The organism is Hylemonella gracilis (assembly GCF_004328645.1).
GTDB lineage: Bacteria > Pseudomonadota > Gammaproteobacteria > Burkholderiales > Burkholderiaceae_C > Hylemonella > Hylemonella gracilis_B.
In genome coordinates this window covers 2,334,210-2,351,046 of sequence record NZ_CP031395.1, presented here as the reverse complement: position 1 = coordinate 2,351,046, position 16,837 = coordinate 2,334,210, and the positions used below count along the sequence as shown (strand labels likewise).

Genomic DNA, 16,837 nt, shown 5'->3' with positions numbered 1-16,837 from the left:
CGAAAGGCGAATTTTATTCGCCCCACCCCGCCCCCCGATTTCACCCTCTTTTTCCCCATGAGCACCACCCCCCTCTCGTACAAAGACGCCGGCGTTGACATCGACGCGGGTGACGCGCTGGTCGAACGCATCAAGCCGCTGGCCAAGCGGACGATGCGCGAAGGGGTGCTGGCCGGCATCGGCGGCTTCGGCGCGCTGTTCGAAATCTCCAGGAAGTACAAGGAACCCGTGCTGGTGTCCGGCACCGATGGCGTGGGCACCAAGCTCAAGCTGGCCTTCGAGTGGAACATGCACGACACCGTGGGCATCGATCTCGTGGCCATGAGCGTCAACGACGTGCTGGTGCAGGGCGCCGAGCCTCTGTTCTTCCTGGACTACTTCGCCTGCGGCAGGTTGGACGTTGAAACTGCCGCGGCCGTGGTGGGTGGCATCGCCAAGGGCTGCGAGGAATCCGGCTGCGCGCTCATCGGCGGTGAAACGGCCGAAATGCCCGGCATGTACGCCGACGGCGAATACGATCTCGCGGGTTTTTGCGTCGGCGCGGTCGAGAAATCGAAAATCCTGGCAGGGCAGCATGTCCAGGCCGGTGACGTGGTGCTGGGCCTGGCCTCCAGCGGCGTGCATTCCAACGGTTTTTCACTGGTCCGCAAGTGCATTGACCGCGCGGGCTGGAACCTGCCTCTGACGCTGGACGGCAAGCTGTTCAAGCAAGCGCTGATGACGCCCACGCGCCTGTACGTGAAGAACGTGCTGGCCGCGCTGGACAAGCATCCCGCATCCGCGAACGGCGGCATCAAGGCCCTGGCCCACATCACTGGCGGTGGCCTGCTGGAAAACATCCCCCGCGTGCTGCCCGAGGGCCTGGCTGCGCACCTCAAGAAGGGCAGCTGGCCGCAGACCGAGCTGTTCGCCTGGCTGCAGCGTACCGCCGGTATCGACGACCACGAAATGAACCGTACCTTCAACAATGGCATCGGCATGGTGGTGGTCGCGGCGGCGTCCGACGCGCAGGCCGTGGCGACGACCTTGCGCAGCCTGGGCGAGGCGGTACACGAGATCGGCGTGATCGGGGCACAAGGCACGGGTGCGTCGGTCACCGTGGCCTGAGAGAGATGACCGGTCAAACACCCCGAGGAACACCCGCATGAACACCTGCCTGATCGTGATCGACGCCCAGGAGTCCTTCCGGCACCGGCCCTACTACACCGCCCAGGACACGCCGGCCTACTTGGCCGCGCAGAACGCGCTGATCGCTGAAGCCAAGGCCCGGAACCTGCCCATCGTGCGCATCTTCCACGTCGATGGCCCCAAGCAAAGCAGCAACCACTTCGCGCTGGAGTCCGGTTACGTGCGCCCCTTCGAGGGATTGGCCGATTTCGAGGCCGCGGCCACCTTCCACAAATCGCGCCACAGCGCGCTGGTCGCCACCGGGCTTGAAGTCTGGCTGCATCAGAACGGCATCCAACGTCTGCTGATCAGCGGCATCCGCACCGAACAATGCTGTGAAACCACGGCCCGTCACGCCAGCGATTTGGGTTTCCAGGTGCGCTACGTGCTGGACGCCACGCTGACCTGGGACATGGTCCAGCCGGATGGCTCACCCTTGACGGCCGCGCAGATCAAGGCCCGCACGGCCACCGTGCTCAAGGACCGCTTCGCCGAAATCTGCGACGTGGGTCAGGCCTGCGCCTGAAAGGCGCGGCGAGAACACACCACCCAAAGCCCGAATTTCTTCAGGAGCCCGCCATGTTGCAACTGCGCCCCAACTGCGAATGCTGTGACCGCGATCTGCCGCCCGAGTCGACCGAGGCGCGCATCTGTTCCTTCGAATGCACTTTCTGCGCCAACTGCGCACAGGAGCGGCTGGGCGGGCATTGCCCCAACTGCGGCGGCGAACTGCTGCAGCGCCCACGCCGTCCCAGCGCCAAGCTGACCAACAACCCACCGTCCAGCACCCGGGTGTTCAAGCCGCAAGGCTGCGCGGAATCGGCCGCCAGCTGATTCAGCCTGCGTCAATCCGCGCGGGCGATCGACATCCCAGGGGGTGTTGCCGTCAGCCGGGCAAGCGCTGAAACAAAGCGAAAAGAACCGAAACCGGGCCGACACCACGCGGCAGCGCGTCCCGGGCACCATGACGTCCATGTTCAACCCCAACGACAAGGACCTGTCATGAAACCCTGGATCAAACGTTCCCTCACCGCCGTCGCCGGCATCGCCGTGGTCATCGGCGGCCTCACGGCCTGCGCACGCGGCCCCCATGAGCGCGGCCCCATGGACGCCGCGCACATGGCCGACATGCGCGCCAAGGTGGTTCAGCGCGTGACCCGCGAACTGGATCTCACGGCCGAGCAACAGCAGAAACTCAATGTGCTGGCCGACAAGCTGCAGGCCCAGCACGTCGCCTTGATGGGCCAATCCACCAACCCGCGCGCCGACATGCAAGCCCTGGTGGCCGGCGAGAAGTTCGACCGCGCCCGCGCCCAGACCCTGCTCGACGAGAAGACCCGCGCGGTGCAAAGCCAAGGCCCGCAGGTGATCACAGCCCTGGCGGACTTCTACGACAGCCTGGACGCCAAGCAACAGGCCGAGGTGCGTGAACACATGGGCCCGCGCAAGGGCTGGTTCTCGCGCGACTGACGGCCGACCGAGTCGGGGCCGGACAGCAAACCGACCCCGCCCTGCAAGAAACCAGCGCCGACGCGTCGGAGGTCCGACCGTCGGCGCCCTGATGTGACAATGCCGCATGCACCGCGTACTGCTGCTTGACGACGATGAACAGCTGGGTCCGCCACTGGCGACCTATTTCCAGCGTTTCGAGTTGGCGCTGATTCAGTCGCTGCGACCGGACGAGGGGCTGGCGCGCTTGCGCACAGAGCATTTCGACGCCGTGATCCTGGACGTGATGCTGCCTGGCATGGACGGTTTCGAGGTCTGCCGCACCTTGCGCAAGGAAAGCGACGTCCCCATCATCATGCTCACCGCGCGCGGCGACGTGATGGATCGCGTGGTGGGCCTGGAACTCGGCGCCGACGACTACCTGCCCAAGCCCTTCGAACCCCGGGAATTGGTGGCTCGCGTGCAGACCCTGCTGCGCCGACGCCATGGACAGAATGGTCCCTCGTCCTTGACGGGCGAGCCGGGTTTGCTGAACTTCGAGGGTTTGACCATCGACCCAACCCGCCGCAGCGTGCTGCGCCAGGGCGAGGCCCTGGAACTGACGGGCACCGAATTCGAGCTGCTGCACCTGCTGGCGCGCGAAAGCGGCCGCGTCTTCAGCCGTGACGACATCCTGACCCAGCTGCGCGGGCATGACGCCGAACTCTACACGCGCGCCGTGGACATCGTGGTCAGCCGCCTGCGCAAGAAGCTCGAGCCCCTGGAGTGCATCAAAACCCTGCGCAACGCCGGGTACACGCTCGCACTGCGCCGCCTGACGCCATGAACACGCATCCCCGCATCGAACGCGCGCCTGCCTGGCATCGCCGACTCTGGCCGATTCCACGGGGCTCGCTCAAGCTGCGACTGGTGCTGCTCTTCCTGGTGCTGGCCCTGGCCATGGTTTTCACCTTCATCCGCGGCGCGCAGCGGGCCTTCACGTTGGGTTGGCATGACACCGCACGCCCTTTGCTGACGGATTACGTAGACCGGCTGGCCGCCGAGCTCACCGTGGACGGGCGGCCCAGCCTGGAACGCGCCCGCGCCCTCGTGCAACGCCTGCCCGTGACCGTGGACATCCACGGCCCGGAGTTGAACTGGCGCTCCCATCCGGAACCGCCTGCAGACTGGACACGGCACCGCCCACGGCATATGGACGGTCATGCGGACGAGGACAGAGACAAGGACGACGAGGCCGAGGAACGGCGCTGGCGCTCCCTGCTCCAGCGCAGAACGGCGGACGGGCATGTGATCGCTTTCGGCCTGAATGAGGCCGCGCTGGAACGCCGCCCCGGATTGATCGGCTACACGCTCGTGATCCTGCTGACGCTGACGCTGCTGGCCTACCTTTACGTCCGTCATCTGCTGCTCCCCCTGGACGACATCCGCCGCGGCGCACAACGTTTCGGCACGGGCGAGTTCGGGGGGGCCATCCCGGTCCGGCGCCCCCAGGCGCCGGATGAACTCGGTCAATTGGCCATCACGATCAATACCATGGGCCAAGACATCGCGCGCATGCTCGAAGCCCAGCGCGCCCTGCTGCTGGCCATCAGCCATGAGTTGCGCAGCCCGCTGACCCGAGCCCGGTTGCACACCGAGCTGTTGCCGGAAAGCACCGACATCCAGCCGCAGCGCGAGGCCCTGCTGCGCGACTTGGGCGAGATGGCCCGCCTCATCAACGACCTGCTCGAGAGCGAGCGGCTGGCCGGCCGCCACGCGGCCCTGCATCGGGAGGTCACCGACATCGCGACGCTGGCCCGCGAAGTGATCGAGGAACTGTCAACAGGACAAGCGCGGGCCCGGGACATCCGATTGCAGGCACCCGAGGGGCTGCCGCCGTACAGACTGGATCGGGTGCGCCTGCGCCTGCTGCTGCGCAACCTGCTCGACAACGCGCTGCGCCACAGCGCGCAAGCCCCGCAGCCACCTGAGCTGTGCATCACGGAAGATGGGAAAAGCCTGGTCCTTGAAGTCCGCGACCACGGCCCCGGCGTGCCCGAAGACCAACTGGGCCACTTGGCCCAGCCTTTCTTTCGCCCCGACGCCGCCCGCAGCCGCGGCACGGGCGGGGTCGGCCTGGGGCTTTACCTCTGCCGCCTGGTCGCGCAGGCCCACGGCGGCAGCCTGACGCTGCGCAACGCGGCCCCGGGCCTGCTTGTCACGGTGCGTCTGCCGCCGGCCTGAGGCCGGGCAGCGCCCGCACCACCGACGCCAGCTCGGCCCGCAGCCAGCGGTGGGCCGCGTCCTGCTGATAGCGCACATGCCAGATGGCATACATGGGCAGACTGGGACAGGGCAGCGGCGGCATGGAGCTGGCCAGGCCGGCATAGCCTTGGTGCGCCATCAGGCCCGGCGCAGTGGCCAAGAGACGGGTTCCGCGCAGGAAGGCAGGCAAGGCGCCGAAGCTGGGCACCATGACCGTGAAACGGCGCGACACGCCCTGTTCCGCCAAGTGCGCGTCCAGATCCAGGGCGCGGCGCGGCTCATAGACCACGGTGGCGTGCTCGGCGGCCAGGTATTCCGCGAGATCGCGCGGCGCGGCGCGCACGGTGGGGTCATGGAACACGCGGTACGCATCCTCGAACAGGCGTTTTTGCACAATGTCGGCGCCATCGGGCGGGCGCGGGCTGATGACCAGCTGACAAGCGTCGTCACGCAACATCTCCAGGCTGGGGATCGTTGAGGGGATCACGCGCAGCACCACCCCCGGTGCTTGCGCGCGCAGGCGGGAGGCCAGGGTCGGCAGCAGGAGGTCGCGCTGGAAATCGTTGGCCGCCACGGTGACCGTGGCCTGCCAGCGCGCGGGATCGAAATCGGCGCCTCGGGCGAAATTCGCCAGTTGGCGCAGCAGATCCCGGGCCTCAGCGGCCAGCGCTTCGGCCCGCGCCGTCGGCGCGATGCCACGCCCGCTCTTCACGAACAACGGATCGCCAGTGATGGTCCGCAACTTGTCCAGCAGATGGCTGACGGCGGACTGGGTCACACCGAGACGCTGGGCCGCGCCGGTCACCGAGCCACTGTCCAGCACGGCAAGCAGGACCTGCAAGAGATGCCCATCCAGGTCCAAATGATCGAATTTGCTCATGGGTTCCATGCTGAACGCCCGATTTATCGTGGTCAATGCCTGCGGAATACTCGCAGCCACCCCCTTTGATCTTGATCAAGCAGGAGACAGACATGAGCACGAACGCCGCGACGACCCAGCCGTCCATCCCCGGCACCCTCCTGTTCGACGGCGAGCAGGCCCGCAAGGGCTACGCCTTGAACAAGATGTGCTATTCCTTCAACACGGCCGAGAACCGCGCGGCCTTCCAGGCCGATGAAACAGGCTACATGCAGCGCTACGGCCTGAACGCGCAGCAGACCCGGGCGATCCGCGAGCGCGACGTGCTCGGTCTGCTGGCAGCCGGCGGCAACATCTACTACCTGGCCAAGTTCGCCGGCATCCTCAAGCTCGACGTGCAGGACCTGGGCGCCCTGCAGACCGGCATGAGCAAGGACGACTTCAAGGCCAAGTTGCGGGCCGCGGCCTTGCAGTAAGCGTCAGCCCACAGCCTTTTCAGGAAGATCACCATGGCTCAACTCATCGGCGGCGTCGCCACCTCCCACATCCCCTCCATCGGCAATGCGATTGCCAAGGGCTTGCAGCAAGACCCGTATTGGAAGCCCTTCTTCGACGGCTTCCCGCCCATCCGCCAATGGCTGGACGCCGAGAAACCGGACGTGGCCGTGGTCTTCTACAACGACCATGGCCTGAACTTCTTCCTCGACAAGATGCCCACGTTCGCCGTCGGTGCCGCGCCCGAATACCACAATGCCGACGAAGGTTGGGGCATTCCGACGCTGCCACCCCATCGGGGCGAGCCGGAACTCAGCTGGCACCTGATCAACCACCTGATCGGCCAGGAGTTCGACCTGGTGACTTGCCAGGAGATGCTGGTGGACCATGCCTTCACGGTGCCGCTCAAGCTGCTCTGGCCGCAGGAAATCTGTCCTGTGACCACGGTCCCGATCTGCATCAACACCGTGCAGTTCCCGCTGCCCAGCGCCAGGCGCGTCTACGCCCTGGGCAAGGCAGTCGGGGAAGCCATCCGGAGTTGGGACAGCGACAAGCGGGTCGTGGTGGTCGGAACCGGCGGACTGTCGCACCAACTCGATGGCGAGCGCGCGGGGTTCATCAACAAGGCCTTCGACCTGCAGTTCATGGAAAGCCTGCAGAGCAACCCTGAATGGGCCACGCAGTTCAGCATTCACGAACTCGTGGAGAGGACCGGCACCCAGGGCGTGGAGTTGCTGATGTGGCTGGCCATGCGCGGTGCGCTGAGCAGCGTCGGCGGTGGTGTGCGCAAGGTACACGGCAATTACCACATCCCCATCTCCAACACCGCGACCGGCGTACTGGCGCTGGCGACCCAGGACTGAGCAGGCCCCGGGCCGGGCCCCGCGCGGGGGCCTGTGGTTGCGAGGGACGGAAGGCGCACCCCGCGGCGCCCAGTGGCACGTATGCGAACGCAGGGGCCCCCATGCCAGCCCAGCGCACAGCCAAAGCAAACCCACAGGAAAATAGGGAAAGACGAAACCACGAAAAACGGTTCTAAACTCCCTCTTCTTCCAGCGCGAATGTCGCCGTTCGCTACAAAATCCATAGCCAAGTCCATTGAAACCACTGGACTTTGCGCATCTTTCGGGTCAAACTGACACACCGACCGGTTTCGCGCTTACAGCTTACTGGAGCATTCATGCCTGTCATCGCCATCGTCAATCGCAAGGGAGGGAGCGGCAAAAGCACGCTCGCCACGCATTTGGCGGCTTGGTGCGCGCATCAAGGCCATGCCGTCATGCTGGGCGACGTCGATCGCCAGCAATCCTCCCGCAACTGGCTGCACAAGCGCAGCAGCGCCCTCCCCCCCATCGCCCCCTGGGCCATCAACCAGAACGTGCTGCGCGTGCCCGCCGGCATCACCCACGTCATCCTGGACACGCCCGGCGGCCTGCATGGCTTTGATCTGGCCCGCATGATCATGTTCGCCGACGCCGTCATCATGCCGGTGTGCAGCTCGGCCTTTGATCGCGAGTCGGCCGCCACCTGCCATGCTGAGCTCATGAGCCTGCCGCGTGTGATTTCCGGCCGTTGCAAGGTGGTCAGCATCGGCATGCGCGTGGACGAAGACTCGGATTCGGGTGAAATCCTGGCCCAGTGGGCCACCAAGCTGAACCTCCCATTCCTTGGCGTGCTGCGCGAGTCGCCGGTATACGTCGAGAGCACCGAGCGCGGCATGACCCTCTTCGACATGGCGCACAGCATGGCCAACGCGGCGGTGCAGGCAGGCCATTTCCAGATCGCCGACGCGCAGACTGACAACCTGCAGACTGACTTGCAGCAATGGCAGCCCATCCTGGAATGGTTGCAACCTTATCTGGGCGTGAGCCCAGCGGTTGCCAGCATGAACGCGGCCGACGGTGCCCCCAACCTCGCGCCCCAGACCGCCGCAGCCCCCATTCCTCGGGCGACGGCCTCCCCGCCGGTGGGCATGACCCCGCCAACCCGCGAGCCGGCGGCGAGTGCCCCCATCGAAGCCACACCGCCCAACGTCAACAGCCAGGCCCTGGCCGCGGCTTCGAACGCGGGGGCACATCTCGCCTCCCGCCTGATGAATTCACGCCAGCCCGCGCCCGTCACACGCATCGGCTCGCCACGCGTGCTGGATCGTGTGGGGGGCAGTGGCGTGCTGCGTGGTGGCGCGCCCGCCGCCTCGACCGTACCGCAAACGCCTACAGCGGCGGAGGCAAGCCGTGTCGAGGACACGGAGGACGACCTCGCCCACATTCCGGCCTTTCTCAAGTTGGTCAAGGCTTGATGGATGGCCAAAGCGGCCTGACCCAGCGGCCCGGCGGCTAGGCCGCCTTCCAGTTCAATCCATCGCGCGCCGCAAGGCGGCCACCCGCTCGGTCAGCGCTTGTCGCTCCGCCAGCGCTGCGGCGCTGGGCGGGTGCAAACCCGCTCCCCGCTCCCAGTCTTCTCCTGCACCGTCTTCGACCCGGGCCAGGTAGGTTTCCAGATCGCTCAGGGCGGATGGCACGTGACCCAGCTCGGCCCGCGCCAGGCCGCGATCGCGGTACTCCTCCCAGGCCCCGGGCAACAGCACCAGCAGACGGTCCTCCACGGCGACCAGACGCTGCCAATCACGCTGGCCTCGATGGATTTCCTTGAGGTTGCGCAGCATGCGCGCCAGGATGTCGCGCGCTGGCAAGGTGCGCAGATGCCAAGCCAGCGAGAAATCCGCAGCCGTGTCGGTGGGAACTTGGCTGTACGGCAGTGGCCCGCCCGCCGAGGAACGCCAAGTGTCCAGGCGTTCCAACAGTTCCTCGCGACTCAGGGATTCGCCGCTAAACGGATCGATCACCACCTGCGCAACCGGCTTGGCGCCGCGGCTGGCCTGTCCAGCGGGCGTGGGCACCTGCACCTTGACCAGGAAATGGCCGGGGAACCCCACGCCATGGGCGTCCAGCCCGAGACCCTGGGCCAGTTCGAGCCAAAGCACGGCCAGCGAGACCGGAATACCCCGACGCCGTTCCAGCACGCGGTGCAAGTAGCTGTTGTCCGGGTCGTGGTAATGGTTGCGATTGCCGGCGAAGCCCAACTCCTCGAAGAAGAAGTGATTGAGCAGCCGCAGTTTGTGCAAGGCCGGGGCATCCGCGGGCAGACGCGTGCGCAGACGCACCAGCAGGGCATCCACGTCGGCCAGCACCTGTTGCACGTCCAGTTGCGGGTATTCATCCTGTCCCAGGCAGACCGCAGCTTCCAGCAAGGGCAAGCGGTCGGACAGGCCCGAAGCCTGGGTGTGCTCCTGCACCAGCAAGGCGAAGTAGTCGAGCGGGGTGGGCGCTTCAAATACGAACTTCATGAACTTCAGCCCTTGTGCAATCCTTCATGCGGTCGGCCGCGGCCCGAGGCCGTGCATCGATTTATAGCAGGCAACATCGCCTCGTGGGGATCAACGTCGCAGCAACACCCGCAAGCGCAGTCCCGCCATCCAGGCCGCTCCCAGGTAAACCGCACCCGCACCCGTCACGATGACGCTCAAGAGACCGATACGCTGCCAGGGCCGGGCCTGCAAGGCTGTCCAGTCCCAGGCCTGGGCCGCCCAGTACAGATAGGCCGCGAGCAGCGCGGAGGCCAGGACCACCCGCGCGGTGAAAGCACCCCAGCCCGGCAGCGGCCGGTAACTGCCGCGCTTGCGCAGGCCCAGCAACAGCCACAACGCGTTCACGAGCGCGCCAATGCCGATGGACAGCGACAGCGCCGCGTGCTGCCACAAGGGCACGAGCACGAGGTTGAGCAATTGCGTGAGCACCAGCACAACGATGGCGATGCGTACCGGCGTCTTCACATCCTGGCTGGCGTAATAGCCTGGCGCCAGCACCTTGATCGCAACCACGCCCACCAGGCCTGCGCCCCAACCCATCAAGGCAGTTGCGGTCATCTGCACGTCGCGCGCGGTGAAGGCGCCATAGTGGTAGAGCACCGCCGTCAGGGGCTCGGCAAACAGCAGCAAGGCCAACGCGCAGGGCAGTGCCAGCAGCAGCACCAGGCGCAGGCCCCAATCCAGCAGTTCAGAGTAGCGTGCCGCGCCCTGTGCCACGTCGCTCATGGATTTCGCGGCCGCCAACTGCGGCATCAGCACCACGCCCAGCGCCACACCCAGCAAGGCCACCGGGAATTCCATCAGGCGGTCGGCGTAGCTCAGCCAGCTGACGCTGCCCGGCGCGAGGTAGGACGCGATCTGCGTGTTGATGAGCAGCGACAGTTGCGCCACGCCCACGCCCAGCAGGGCGGGCGCCATCAGCGTGAGCACCCGGCGCGTGCCGGGGTCGGACCAGGCGGCGCGCAAGGCCCGGGGACTCAAGCCGATGCGCGGCAGCAGTTCCATGCGTTTCAGCGCCCACGCCTGCGCGCCCAATTGCAGCAGCCCGCCCAAGAGCACGCCCACCCCAGCGTATAGATGGGTTCGATGCCATGCGCCAGCAGCCAGGGCGCGCCCCAACGAGTGGCGAAGAGCGCCGCCAGAATCATCGCCACATTGAGCAGCACCGGCGTGGCCGCGGGCACGGCAAAGCGTCGCCAGGTGTTGAGCACCCCGGCCGCGAGAGCCACCAGCGACATGCAGGCGATGTAGGGAAACATCCAGCGCGTCATCAGCACCGCCGCATCGTGGGGCCTCACCGCCCCATGGCCGGCCGATCCATGGGCTGCGGACTCGCGCAGGCCCGAAGCCAGCAGCCAGACCAGGGCCGGAGCGGCCAGCACGCCCACGATGCTGACGAGCAGCAGCACCCAGGCCAACACCGTCGCCGCGCGATCGATCAGGTGGCGCGCCGCCTCTGGCCCTTCCCGCTCCTTCACGGTCGCCAGCACGGGCACGAACGCCTGGCTGAAGGCGCCTTCGGCGAACAGGCGACGGAACAGATTGGGAATGCGAAACGCGACGTTGAAGGCATCGGTGAGGGCGCTGGCGCCGAAGGCGGCGGCGATCAGCAACTCACGCGCCAGCCCGGTGATGCGCGACACCAGGGTCAGCAACGAGACCGTGGAAGCGGCTTTGAACAAACTCATGGCAACACAGACTCTTGAAGCTTCCCGAAGGGCCGCCAGTGTAGCCAGCTCCTGTAAACCACCGCGACCGTCCGCGGATGGGCTGAAATGTGACTTGAACTCCGACCCCGGCCGCAAGGGCCGATGTCACAATAGCGCCATGGTGGACCGAGCCAGCCCAGACCTTTTCGACGACGACACCCTGCCCTCCACCACGCAGCAGGTGCTGCGTCTGGCCCTGCCGTCCGGCCTGGAGCACTTTGACGAGTTGCGCGGTCGCACCCCCAACGCCCCGGCAACTCCGGCGCCCACGCCCAACACCTCCCCCAGCCACGCGGCGGTGCTCCTGGGCGGATCGGCGGTGCAGCCCACCGTCACGGCCGCTGGTGTCAAGCCCCCCTGGCTGCCCAGAACATGGTGACTGGGGCGTCCAGCGTCTCCGTCGCACCGCTTGCGCCCGTCGCCACGCCGACCCCACCATGGCCCACCTCGTCGTCGGCTGCTGCGAAAACCCCAACGCCGTCCCCGCAGGCCTCAGCCCCGCCCCACCCCACCCTCGCGCCCCACTGGACCGCGTTTTTCGAGCACCTTGGCACGGAGGGTTTCGCGGACCTGAACCCGCGCGCGGCCAGTCTGGCGCGGCAGATCCGCGACAACGGGGTCAGCTACAACGTTTACGCCGACGCCAGCGGACCACAACGGCCCTGGTCACTCGATCTCTTCCCCTTCATCGTCACGCCCGAGCAATGGCAGCACATCGAAGCTGGCGTGCTGCAGCGCACGCGCCTGCTCGAACAGATGATGGCCGATGTCTACGGCCCACAGCGCCTGCTGAAAAGCGGCTTGCTGCCGCCGGCCCTGGTCCAGGGGCATCCCGGCTACCTGCGCGCCATGCACGGGGTGGCCCCGGTGGGCGGAGTACATCTGCACATCGCCGCCTTCGACCTGGCGCGTGGCCCCGACGGGCACTGGTGGATCGTCTCTCAGCGCACCCAGGCGCCCTCGGGACTGGGGTATCTGCTGGAAAACCGCCTCGCCATCTCACGCCAGTTCCCGCAGGCCTTCGAGGGCATGCGGGTGCAGCACCTGGCGGCCACCTACCGTGCGCTGATCGAAGGCTTCAAGCGCATGAGCGCCGCCCACGTCAGCCCCGGGCAGGACGCGCACATCGCCCTGCTCACGCCAGGCCCCTACAACGAAACCTACTTCGAGCATGCCTACCTGGCGCGTTACCTGGGCCTGACCCTGGTGGAAGGCAACGACCTGACCGTGCGCGAGCAGAAGCTCTACCTGAAGACCCTGCGTGGGCTGGAGCCGGTGCACGTGCTGCTCAAGCGCCTGGACGACGAATTCCTCGACCCGCTGGAGCTGCGCCCCGATTCGACCCTGGGCGTGCCGGGGCTGCTGCAGGCCATCCGCGCGGGCAATGTGATCGTGGCCAACGCGCCGGGCTCGGCCTTCCTCGAATCCGGCGCCCTGCTGGGTTTCCTGCCCGCGCTGGCGCAGGAGCTGCTCGGCGAAACGCTGTCCCTGCCGTCCCTGCCCACCTGGTGGTGCGGCGAGGAAGCCAGCGTGCGGGACGTGCAGCAACGCCTGGCCGAGTGTGTCATCAAACCCACTTACACTGCATCCTCGGGATCTGCGGAGACCGTGCTCTGCCGCCAGTTGAAGCGCGAAGAGCTGGACCAATGGATGGGTCGGCTGCTGCGCGAAGGCGAGTGGCACACCGTGCAGCGTTACCTGCCCCTGTCGCAGACGCCGACCTGGCACGTCAACCGCATTGCCCCGCGTCCGGCGCTGATGCGCGTCTTCGCCATGTGCGACGGGCTGGAAACCACTGGCGCGCGCGCGGGGCAACCGCGCTGGCGAGTTCTTCCCGGCGGCCTGACGCGGCTGGCAACCCGCCTGTCGGACGGCAGCGCGGGCATGGCCTCCATGCAGCGCGGCGGCAGCAGCGCCGACACCTGGGTTTTGACGGCGGGCGAAGTGGACCGAACCACGCTGATCGGCGCGCCCCCCGCGGCCATGCCCGCCTCGCGGCACGAGCCACAGGACAAGCGCAAGCGCCTGGTCACCAGCCGGGCCGGTGAAAACCTCTACTGGCTGGGTCGCTACACCGAACGTGCCGAGAACGCCTTGCGCCTGGCCCGCCTCGCCCTCGACAGCCTGAGCGCCGGCATGGGCCTGCAAGCCGGCTTTGGCGAACAGGAAACCCGTTCCACCACCTTGCTGGACTGGCTCAGCGACCTGGCCGAGCGCAACGGCCTGGTGCCGCCGGGCGCGCCCTCGGCCACCCAGGCACGGCGCGTCTTCGCGCGCACCCTGATCGCCAACCTGGGCGGCACCCAGCATGCCGCCAGCGTGGGGCAAAGCCTGCGCGCCCTCAAGACTGCGGCCTTTGGCGTGCGCGAACGGCTCTCGCAGGAACACTGGAAAGTCATCACCGAGGCCGAGACGGAATTCACGCAGCGCAGCGCTCGGCTGGGCAGCCAGGGCGGGGGCACGGGTGTGGCTGCATACAACGATTACGCCGTCACCGAGGCCCTGCGCCTGCTGGACGCGACCAGCATCCACCTCGCGGCCATCACGGGCGGGCAGACCGACCGCATGACGCGCGACGACGGCTGGCGCCTGCTTTCCGTCGGCCGGCACATCGAGCGCCTGAGTTTTCTCGCGCCGGCCCTGGCCAGCAGTTTCTCCAGCGGCGCAGTGCAAGAGGAAGACGGCGGCTTCGAAAGCCTGCTCGCCCTCTTCGACAGCACCATCACCTTCCGCGCCCAGCACCAGTTGAGCCACGACACCACCGCACTGCTGGACCTGCTGCTGCGCGACACGGAGAACCCGCGATCGCTGCGCTGGGTGGTGCAGAACCTGCAAAGTCATCTGGCCCGCCTGTCCGGCCTGCCCGTGGACCAGGACGCGCTGGCCACGCTCTTGCCGGCGGCCGATGCCTGGGCACTGGACCCGGTGACGCGAAGGGCAGAGATGACTGGCGATGGACCCGACGACGCCACGCCGCTGCAAGCCCTGCTCACCGATTGCGAGCAAGCCGCCTGGCGCATCTCCGACGAGATCAGCCAACGCTATTTCACCCATGCCGGACAAGCCAGCCAGAGCCTGGAACACTGAACCTGCGCTCCCATACCCGAAACAGCCCCGGCACAAAACGCACTGAACCGCGCGCGCACCTCGGACCCCAGACCGGCATGGACCTGCACATCACCCACGAGACCCGCTACGACTACGCCAGCATGGTCGAGCTGGCCCAGCACATCGCCTACCTGCGCCCCCCGCAGACGCCCTGGCAGACCGTGCAGGCGCACCAGTTGGAGGTCGAGACCGGCCTGAGCGAGGAAGCCCCGCGTACCGCGCCGACCGGCCCGGACGCCTGGTCCGTCGACGTGTACGGCAACCACCGCGCCTTCTTCGCCCTGGACCGCCCGCACACCCTGTTGCGCGTGACCGCACGCAGCGTCTTGAGCACGCGTGCGCCGCTCCCCGCTTCGCGCACCGTCAGCACGATCAATTGGGAGGAACTGCGCACGCAGTACCGCTATCAAGCCCGCGCGGCCTGGCAGCCGGCCGCTGAATTCAGCTTTTCCTCCCCCGCGCACCACGCCATGAGGCTTTCGCCGCCTACGCCCGGCCCAGCTTCGCAGCGGGCAGGTCCGCCCTGCAGGCCGCGCGCGAGCTGATGGCGCGCATCCACGCGGATTTCCGTTATGAGACCCAGAGCACCGAAGTTCATACCTCGGCCTTGGAGGCCCTGGAACTGCGCCAGGGTGTCTGCCAGGATTTCGCCCACATCATGCTGGCTTGCCTGCGCAGCATGGGCCTGGCCGCGCGTTATATCAGCGGCTACCTGTTGACGACACCCCCTCCCGGCCAACCACGCCTGATCGGCAGCGATGCCTCCCACGCCTGGGTGTCACTGTGGTTGCCCGACCTGCGCCAGGACAGCAAGGCCCCAAATGATGGCGATGGCACACCCAAGGACACGGCCACCGGCGGGTGGTACGACCTGGACCCGACCAATGCCCGCGACGGCTGGGGCACGCCCGGGGGGGATTACGTGACGCTGGCCATGGGCCGGGACTACGCCGACGTGCCGCCGCTGCGCGGTGTCATCCATGGCGGCGGCACCCACGGCCTGCATGTGGCCGTGACGGTCGCGCCGCAAGAGGAAATCGCCGCGCAGGAACCTGCGGCCACGGCGCTCTGAGCCCCTGGGCAATCAGAGTCCCGGGGCACGCGCACTCACTCAGCCGCGCGTGCCGGCTTGCGTTGGAAAAGCTGCCGCACCTGGCTGGCCACCAGATCGGCGATCCAACGGCCCAGGGCCATGGCGAACTCCAGTACCAGCAGCGCAGTCAGGGCCGTCACCCCACCGGCCATCAGGGCTTCCTGTGTCAGCGGCGCGCTGGGCGTGTACTGCAACAGGGTCTGCTCGCGCAGATTGGGGTCGGCGAACATGGCCAGATGCCACAGGCGCTGATGCAGCGGCCCTTGCATGGCCTTGTGCTGGGCCTGCAGGCGCAGGCGGCGCTTGTTCATGCGATCGATGGCCTCGCCCTCGGCCTGGAAGGGCGCGATCGCGCTGTCACGGTGCAGCTTGATCAAGGCCTCGATGTTGCCGCCCGTGTGCTGGTTGGCGATGCGCTGGAAGGGCTCGAAATTCAGCGTGACCTCACGCAAGCTGGCGTCGACACGCTTGGTGTATTGGTCGGCCAGATTGGGAAGCTGCATGCCCAGAAGCATGAACACGCAGGCCACGGCAATCAGGATGTAACGAACCAGGAAGGAAACCATAGAACCTCGTTATCGTCTTTTTGTGGATCGGCTGGTTGGTGGGTGGTGCGGAGGGGGTGGCTGGAGGCATTCAGGCCGATGGCGCCTCGGCCGTCGCTTCGGCCGCGATGCGTTGCAGGGCCTCTTCGTACATGGCCGCCGGCTGTCCTCCGGAGATGAGGTAACGGCGGTTGACCACCACGGCGGGCACGGCACTGATACCGGCCTGCTGCCATTCACGTTCGCTTTCGCGCACGGCCAGCGCGTAGTCGTCACCGGCAAGGATGGCGTGTGCGCGCGTGGCATCCAGCCCGGCCGCCAGCGCGGCCTGAACCAGCACGCCGGCGTCGGAAACATTCTCGGCACGGCCGTGGTAGGCCGCGAGCAATGCCTTCTTGAGCGCCCACTGCTTGTCCGGGCCATTGCCTGCCTCGGTGTCCGCGGCCCAGGCCAGCAGGCGGTGAGCGTCAAAGGTGTTCCAGATGCGCCCTCGGCCCTCAGGATTGAAGGCGAAACCGACCACCGCGCCCCGTTCGCGGATGCGCTCCCGGATCTCGGCCTGTTGCTCGGGCGTGGAGCCGTATTTCTGCGTCAGGTGCTCGCTCACGTCCTGGCCTTCGGGCCCCATGGACGGGTTCAGCTCGAACGGCTGGAAGGTGACCTGGGCGTCGACCTGGCCCACCAGCTTGTCCAACGCCTGTTCCAGCCCGCCCAGCCCGATGGCGCACCAGGGACAGGCCACGTCGGACACAAAATCGATTTGCAAGGTGCTGCTCATTACCTAACTCCAGCCGCGGGACA

Annotated in this window: 17 protein-coding genes and 1 pseudogene; 13 read left to right on the top strand and 5 right to left on the bottom strand. The window is 67.1% G+C overall.

The annotated features are described in order from the left end of the window. Positions 1–57: 57 nt before the first annotated feature. The 6 genes from purM (at position 58) to DW355_RS11155 (ending at position 4,839) form a co-directional block, all read left to right on the top strand. Positions 58–1,107 carry a phosphoribosylformylglycinamidine cyclo-ligase gene (gene purM, locus DW355_RS11180; protein WP_131280144.1) on the top strand — a complete coding sequence of 350 codons (1,050 nt, stop codon included), beginning with the start codon at positions 58–60 and terminating at the stop codon, positions 1,105–1,107. 37 nt (positions 1,108–1,144) lie between these two features. Further along, complete coding sequence (locus DW355_RS11175) at positions 1,145–1,693, top strand: cysteine hydrolase family protein (RefSeq protein ID WP_131280142.1); 549 nt, start codon at positions 1,145–1,147, stop codon at positions 1,691–1,693. A gap of 53 nt (positions 1,694–1,746) precedes the next feature. After that, positions 1,747–2,001, top strand: coding sequence for a DUF1272 domain-containing protein (locus DW355_RS11170; protein ID WP_131280140.1), 255 nt, complete (start codon positions 1,747–1,749; stop codon positions 1,999–2,001). A gap of 168 nt (positions 2,002–2,169) precedes the next feature. Next, positions 2,170–2,637 (top strand): Spy/CpxP family protein refolding chaperone, encoded by a 468-nt coding sequence (locus tag DW355_RS11165; protein WP_131280138.1) that lies wholly within the window; start codon positions 2,170–2,172, stop codon positions 2,635–2,637. A 106-nt stretch (positions 2,638–2,743) separates the two neighbouring features. Continuing rightward, a complete protein-coding gene (locus tag DW355_RS11160; RefSeq protein WP_131280136.1) occupies positions 2,744–3,442 on the top strand; it encodes a response regulator transcription factor in 699 nt (232 codons plus the stop codon). Next, positions 3,439–4,839, top strand: a complete 1,401-nt coding sequence (locus tag DW355_RS11155; protein ID WP_131280135.1) for a sensor histidine kinase — start codon at positions 3,439–3,441, stop codon at positions 4,837–4,839. Before DW355_RS11160 ends, DW355_RS11155 begins: the two co-directional genes overlap by 4 nt. On the opposite strand, the gene DW355_RS11150 is transcribed toward DW355_RS11155, so the two are convergent. Next, positions 4,814–5,749, bottom strand: coding sequence for a LysR family transcriptional regulator (locus tag DW355_RS11150; RefSeq protein WP_207388013.1), 936 nt, complete (start codon positions 5,747–5,749; stop codon positions 4,814–4,816). The genes DW355_RS11155 and DW355_RS11150 overlap by 26 nt on opposite strands. A gap of 83 nt (positions 5,750–5,832) precedes the next feature. Between DW355_RS11150 and DW355_RS11145 the strand changes: the two genes are divergently transcribed. The 3 genes from DW355_RS11145 to DW355_RS11135 all read left to right on the top strand — a co-directional run bounded on the left by DW355_RS11145 (position 5,833) and on the right by DW355_RS11135 (position 8,513). Then, complete coding sequence (locus tag DW355_RS11145) at positions 5,833–6,195, top strand: protocatechuate 4,5-dioxygenase subunit alpha (RefSeq protein WP_165493181.1); 363 nt, start codon at positions 5,833–5,835, stop codon at positions 6,193–6,195. 33 nt (positions 6,196–6,228) lie between these two features. Then, positions 6,229–7,077, top strand: a complete 849-nt coding sequence (locus tag DW355_RS11140; RefSeq protein WP_131280130.1) for a class III extradiol dioxygenase family protein — start codon at positions 6,229–6,231, stop codon at positions 7,075–7,077. Positions 7,078–7,394: 317 nt separating this feature from the next. Beyond that, a complete protein-coding gene (locus DW355_RS11135; RefSeq protein WP_131280129.1) occupies positions 7,395–8,513 on the top strand; it encodes a ParA family protein in 1,119 nt (372 codons plus the stop codon). A gap of 54 nt (positions 8,514–8,567) precedes the next feature. On the opposite strand, the gene DW355_RS11130 is transcribed toward DW355_RS11135, so the two are convergent. Together DW355_RS11130 and murJ are read right to left on the bottom strand one after the other, a co-directional pair. Further along, positions 8,568–9,560, bottom strand: coding sequence for a SirB1 family protein (locus DW355_RS11130; RefSeq protein WP_131280127.1), 993 nt, complete (start codon positions 9,558–9,560; stop codon positions 8,568–8,570). A gap of 90 nt (positions 9,561–9,650) precedes the next feature. Continuing rightward, positions 9,651–11,269, bottom strand: a pseudogene (gene murJ, locus DW355_RS11125) (murein biosynthesis integral membrane protein MurJ). Positions 11,270–11,408: 139 nt separating this feature from the next. Between murJ and DW355_RS11120 the strand changes: the two are divergent. From DW355_RS11120 to DW355_RS18490, 4 genes are all read left to right on the top strand, one after another. Further along, the gene (locus DW355_RS11120; RefSeq protein ID WP_131280126.1) at positions 11,409–11,669 is read left to right on the top strand and encodes a hypothetical protein; all 261 of its coding nucleotides are present in this window, start codon (positions 11,409–11,411) and stop codon (positions 11,667–11,669) included. Further along, positions 11,663–14,377 carry a circularly permuted type 2 ATP-grasp protein gene (locus DW355_RS11115; protein ID WP_131280124.1) on the top strand — a complete coding sequence of 905 codons (2,715 nt, stop codon included), beginning with the start codon at positions 11,663–11,665 and terminating at the stop codon, positions 14,375–14,377. The genes DW355_RS11120 and DW355_RS11115 overlap by 7 nt, the downstream gene beginning before the upstream one ends. 77 nt (positions 14,378–14,454) lie before the next feature. After that, a complete protein-coding gene (locus tag DW355_RS18495; RefSeq protein WP_347562731.1) occupies positions 14,455–14,943 on the top strand; it encodes a transglutaminase N-terminal domain-containing protein in 489 nt (162 codons plus the stop codon). Further along, positions 14,943–15,470 carry a transglutaminase-like domain-containing protein gene (locus DW355_RS18490; protein ID WP_347562730.1) on the top strand — a complete coding sequence of 176 codons (528 nt, stop codon included), beginning with the start codon at positions 14,943–14,945 and terminating at the stop codon, positions 15,468–15,470. Before DW355_RS18495 ends, DW355_RS18490 begins: the two co-directional genes overlap by 1 nt. A 35-nt stretch (positions 15,471–15,505) precedes the next feature. Here the strand turns inward: DW355_RS18490 and DW355_RS11105 are convergent, their stop codons facing one another. Both DW355_RS11105 and DW355_RS11100 read right to left on the bottom strand, forming a co-directional pair. Continuing rightward, the gene (locus tag DW355_RS11105) at positions 15,506–16,057 is read right to left on the bottom strand and encodes a DUF2937 family protein (protein ID WP_131280123.1); all 552 of its coding nucleotides are present in this window, start codon (positions 16,055–16,057) and stop codon (positions 15,506–15,508) included. Positions 16,058–16,127: 70 nt separating this feature from the next. Beyond that, entirely contained in the window at positions 16,128–16,814 is a 687-nt protein-coding gene (locus tag DW355_RS11100) for a DsbA family oxidoreductase (protein WP_131280121.1), read from the bottom strand. Between the last annotated feature and the right edge of the window lie 23 nt (positions 16,815–16,837).

Coding starts and splice junctions, on each gene's coding strand:
- purM (WP_131280144.1), top strand. CDS start 58: ATGAGCACCACCCCCCTCTCGTACAAAGACGCCGGCGTTGACATCGAC.
- DW355_RS11175 (WP_131280142.1), top strand. CDS start 1,145: ATGAACACCTGCCTGATCGTGATCGACGCCCAGGAGTCCTTCCGGCAC.
- DW355_RS11170 (WP_131280140.1), top strand. CDS start 1,747: ATGTTGCAACTGCGCCCCAACTGCGAATGCTGTGACCGCGATCTGCCG.
- DW355_RS11165 (WP_131280138.1), top strand. CDS start 2,170: ATGAAACCCTGGATCAAACGTTCCCTCACCGCCGTCGCCGGCATCGCC.
- DW355_RS11160 (WP_131280136.1), top strand. CDS start 2,744: ATGCACCGCGTACTGCTGCTTGACGACGATGAACAGCTGGGTCCGCCA.
- DW355_RS11155 (WP_131280135.1), top strand. CDS start 3,439: ATGAACACGCATCCCCGCATCGAACGCGCGCCTGCCTGGCATCGCCGA.
- DW355_RS11150 (WP_207388013.1), bottom strand. CDS start 5,749: ATGGAACCCATGAGCAAATTCGATCATTTGGACCTGGATGGGCATCTC.
- DW355_RS11145 (WP_165493181.1), top strand. CDS start 5,833: ATGAGCACGAACGCCGCGACGACCCAGCCGTCCATCCCCGGCACCCTC.
- DW355_RS11140 (WP_131280130.1), top strand. CDS start 6,229: ATGGCTCAACTCATCGGCGGCGTCGCCACCTCCCACATCCCCTCCATC.
- DW355_RS11135 (WP_131280129.1), top strand. CDS start 7,395: ATGCCTGTCATCGCCATCGTCAATCGCAAGGGAGGGAGCGGCAAAAGC.
- DW355_RS11130 (WP_131280127.1), bottom strand. CDS start 9,560: ATGAAGTTCGTATTTGAAGCGCCCACCCCGCTCGACTACTTCGCCTTG.
- DW355_RS11120 (WP_131280126.1), top strand. CDS start 11,409: ATGGTGGACCGAGCCAGCCCAGACCTTTTCGACGACGACACCCTGCCC.
- DW355_RS11115 (WP_131280124.1), top strand. CDS start 11,663: ATGGTGACTGGGGCGTCCAGCGTCTCCGTCGCACCGCTTGCGCCCGTC.
- DW355_RS18495 (WP_347562731.1), top strand. CDS start 14,455: ATGGACCTGCACATCACCCACGAGACCCGCTACGACTACGCCAGCATG.
- DW355_RS18490 (WP_347562730.1), top strand. CDS start 14,943: ATGGCGCGCATCCACGCGGATTTCCGTTATGAGACCCAGAGCACCGAA.
- DW355_RS11105 (WP_131280123.1), bottom strand. CDS start 16,057: ATGGTTTCCTTCCTGGTTCGTTACATCCTGATTGCCGTGGCCTGCGTG.
- DW355_RS11100 (WP_131280121.1), bottom strand. CDS start 16,814: ATGAGCAGCACCTTGCAAATCGATTTTGTGTCCGACGTGGCCTGTCCC.